Here is a 3,186-nt window from a genome sequence, read left to right as displayed (position 1 = left end):
GTATCTCGAAGATGATGAATTCTCCCTTCTCATTTTCTGCCAGGATATCAACTCTGTTGAATTTATCATTCTCGGTCTGCTGATTGCTCTCACTATCCAGGAATCGGTTGATCTTGAATTTCTCGTTCAGCAGCGAACACATAAAGCCTTCCAGCACGGCATAGTTTGCCTTGTTGCGAAGCAGGCGCTTCATCGCCCAGTCAAATCTGATATAATTTGCCATATTCTTCCTCCATCTATTAATTTTCAGCTGCAAAGTTACGACTTTATTTTAAGACACCAAAGTTTTTTCGTATTTTTCTTGCTTATTACCAGAGCTTTAGCTAGTAAGATTCTACTCTTATAGGGTGTGCGGAGATTCTGCCTTCAAGATTCTAAAGGAAGCAAACAATAAATCGGGGGAAAATGCGTTATTGAATATAAAACTTAAATGTATGAAAGAATCAATATTCGTTACCTTGCAGAAATGCACGGTATTTGAGGGATTTACTCCTGAGGAAATCAGAGAGGCACTGTCGATGGTAAGCTACCGGATGGTGGAGCTTGCTGCCAGGGAAACCTATGTGCTGGCAGGAATGCCCTGCAGATATGCCGACATCATTGTCGAGGGGGAGATGATAGCCCGCATGTCAGGATTGTCGGGCAAGCAGGCCCAGATAGATAGGCTGGGAGAATCGATGCTGATAGCCCCTGCCTATATATTCGCACATAATAACGAGATGCCCGTAAGCGTGGAGACAAGCAGGAAGACTACCCTCCTGCGCATGAGGCCTTCGGAACTGAAACTGCTGATAGATACTGATGAGCGCATACGCTGGAACTTCATCCAGCACCTGTCAAGGATAGATATCTTCCTTTCGCAGAAAATGCGCATGCTCTCCCTTTTCTCCGTCAAGGAGAAGGTGGCGCAATACCTCATCAAGATGGCTACCGAACAGCAGAGCAGAACCATCCGGCTGGATGTCAGCCGACAGGAAATGGCAGATATCTTCGGCATCCAGAAGTTCTCGCTCCTCCGCTGCCTCTCTGAATTCGAGGAGAAGGGTGCCATCAGGATTGAGGGCAAGACCATTACCATACTCAACTCGGATGAAATGAAATAAGGAGCAAGAATGAGAAGAAAGAAGATATATCCGGCGCAATTGAAATCTCCCTATAAGCACAGCTCTGCTGACTTATAGGGAGATTTTTGGCTAAAATAGCCTGTAAACTGCTGTAATGATAAATAATTTTCACTATTCAGCCTTTAGCCAGGCTCTCCCAGGAAATGGTAAATCAATTGCACCATTTTGGGAGAAAAGTATTGACACCGCTGATGATAGCCCAGTTGGCGGATGCCCTCCCATAGGGGTGGACAGCGCTTGATCCATGACATCAGGTGTCGGCGAGCCGTAATCTTGTCGCCCGCCATCGGGAAATACTGCAAGGCGAGATCTGCCTTGCCCATCATCATATAGTTATTGTGATTGGCATCTTGCATAAGCTAGTCATTTTTGAGGTTAGACGGAACAGGAGGAAAAGGCTTGGCCACGGGGACAGGATCCGGAGAGGATGCCCCGGAAGATTTCACAGGCAGACTGCCTCTATCCTTGAAGAAACCACGGAGGGCACTCACGATATATGCTGCCTTCTTCATAGGCTGATGCAGACGGATGCGCTCGGCAACATACTTTTCCTTGCGCTCAAACCACACCACAAAGTCACCCAACATCCCCAGAAAGAGATGACTGCTCAGCTCCTTCGCAGTAGCCTCGCTTACATCATAACGATTCATCAGCTTGATTTTCAGCTGGATACGTTGAGAGCGCAATTCCTCAGGAATCTTATCGTCCTGCACTTCATCCTCACGGCAGTGGACCGTAAAAACCAGGTAGGTAGGCCACCCCACGCAGCGCTGCTCAGCTCTCAGGGCATCCTCCTCGGAATAATAGGTAGATAGCGTGAGATACTGATCTACCATGCCACAGTCGTAGAGTCGCTTCTGGTCGTCGAGTGCCGGCTGGAGGCTCTTCGACATCAGATCGCTGAAGTATTTGTAATAATTCTCCCTGCCGTGCATCAGCGCCACAAACTTCTTGGGATCTATCTTGGTATATCCCTTCAACGCCCAGCAGAGGGTAATGATGTAGAGCTTGATGGATGACGCACTGCAGCAGTGATTCACCACATCCAGATGCACATGGGCTACCCCCTTGTCGAAACTGTAGAAGTAGTCCAGCAGATCGTTGGAGAAACGGAACTCCACCGCCAGATGACCTCCCATCCTGATGAATTCACAAGAGAAAAGTCTTGGAAATTCAGCGTAATAGGTCACCTGGTTCACATCACACTTGTAGGGGATGGCTATCGGCTTGCGCTTCGCCATATCCACTATCGCATTCTTCACCTGACTATAGCGGCTGGTATGGGCGCATAGATCCGACAAGCGGATGACGACGGCAACATAGCCATCAGTCATTTGCTTGGCTGTCAAACGCTTACGCATAGACTTATTAGGCATTTGGCCATCTACCACGTAGTCCTTAATCACTTTCTGAGCATGGCCTACAATGGCCAAAACTACCTTGAGCTGCACAACGGAATAATTGTTTCGCGACAGTCCTTGAACTCCCAGCAGAGAGATTACATCGTTCATAGGTTTTGTCATTTCTTTTCCTTATTAGTTGTCGTCTGCCTTTTTCAAGGTAGGCAAATTTATATTTTAAAAAGAAATCGACACAGAAGGATAGGTGAAGATAACAATCAGAGCGCCTACTTATAGCTTCCTTTGGGAGCTTTTACTCATTCTTTTTTTAGCGCTCGTATGGTATATACCATCTTACCATCCATTCCGTGCCGATTATTCTTTTTTCAAAACAATCGGACACAGAATGTCCAGGTAAGGATCCTATACCAAACCCATAAGAGATAGGAAAAGAATGAGTGTACCTATTCTCTCAGGGCGATTGAAAAACCCTCACTTGTATCAGCCTCATAACAATACTGCTTTTTGCCATAGCTTTTGATGCCATTTCAGCTAACCGATTGCAAAAGTAACACCTTTTTTCGAAATAACCAAAAAAAACAAAGAAAAAAATACATTTTCCATCAAAATTTCTAAAAAAAATGATTTTTCACACGCGTTTACGTATAGTATAAAAAGTATAATAAAGTATATATATTACTATATATGGTATAGTATAAGGG

The 3,186-nt window shown here is 45.3% G+C and carries 4 protein-coding genes; 1 reads left to right on the top strand and 3 read right to left on the bottom strand.

Features of this window, described 5'->3' with window-relative positions; genetic code table 11:
- Positions 1 to 223, bottom strand: a 223-nt coding sequence (locus DW657_RS18490; RefSeq protein WP_233547204.1) for an Rpn family recombination-promoting nuclease/putative transposase, incomplete at its 3' end; no start/stop codon positions are given.
- A 211-nt stretch (positions 224 to 434) separates the two neighbouring features.
- Here DW657_RS18490 and DW657_RS16805 point away from each other — a divergent pair.
- Positions 435 to 1,103: a Crp/Fnr family transcriptional regulator gene (locus DW657_RS16805; RefSeq protein WP_118313503.1), complete on the top strand. Its 669-nt coding sequence runs from the start codon at positions 435 to 437 to the stop codon at positions 1,101 to 1,103.
- 143 nt (positions 1,104 to 1,246) lie between these two features.
- On the opposite strand, the gene DW657_RS16800 is transcribed toward DW657_RS16805, so the two are convergent.
- Both DW657_RS16800 and DW657_RS16795 read right to left on the bottom strand, forming a co-directional pair.
- On the bottom strand, positions 1,247 to 1,480 hold the full coding sequence (locus DW657_RS16800) for a DUF4248 domain-containing protein (protein ID WP_233544530.1): 234 nt from the start codon (positions 1,478 to 1,480) through the stop codon (positions 1,247 to 1,249).
- 3 nt (positions 1,481 to 1,483) lie between these two features.
- The gene (locus DW657_RS16795) at positions 1,484 to 2,647 is read right to left on the bottom strand and encodes a replication initiation protein (protein ID WP_118313502.1); all 1,164 of its coding nucleotides are present in this window, start codon (positions 2,645 to 2,647) and stop codon (positions 1,484 to 1,486) included.
- Positions 2,648 to 3,186 lie beyond the last annotated feature (539 nt).

Origin of the sequence: Prevotella sp. AM23-5 (assembly GCF_003473645.1) — a bacterium.
Taxonomy (GTDB): domain Bacteria; phylum Bacteroidota; class Bacteroidia; order Bacteroidales; family Bacteroidaceae; genus Prevotella; species Prevotella copri_A.
Note: the sequence above shows the minus strand (reverse complement) of the source record. Positions and strands in the feature narration are given on the sequence as shown.

Excerpts from the sequence above, each read along its gene's own strand:
- DW657_RS16805 (WP_118313503.1), top strand. The coding sequence starts at position 435 with ATGAAAGAATCAATATTCGTTACCTTGCAGAAATGCACGGTATTTGAG.
- DW657_RS16800 (WP_233544530.1), bottom strand. The coding sequence starts at position 1,480 with ATGCAAGATGCCAATCACAATAACTATATGATGATGGGCAAGGCAGAT.
- DW657_RS16795 (WP_118313502.1), bottom strand. The coding sequence starts at position 2,647 with ATGACAAAACCTATGAACGATGTAATCTCTCTGCTGGGAGTTCAAGGA.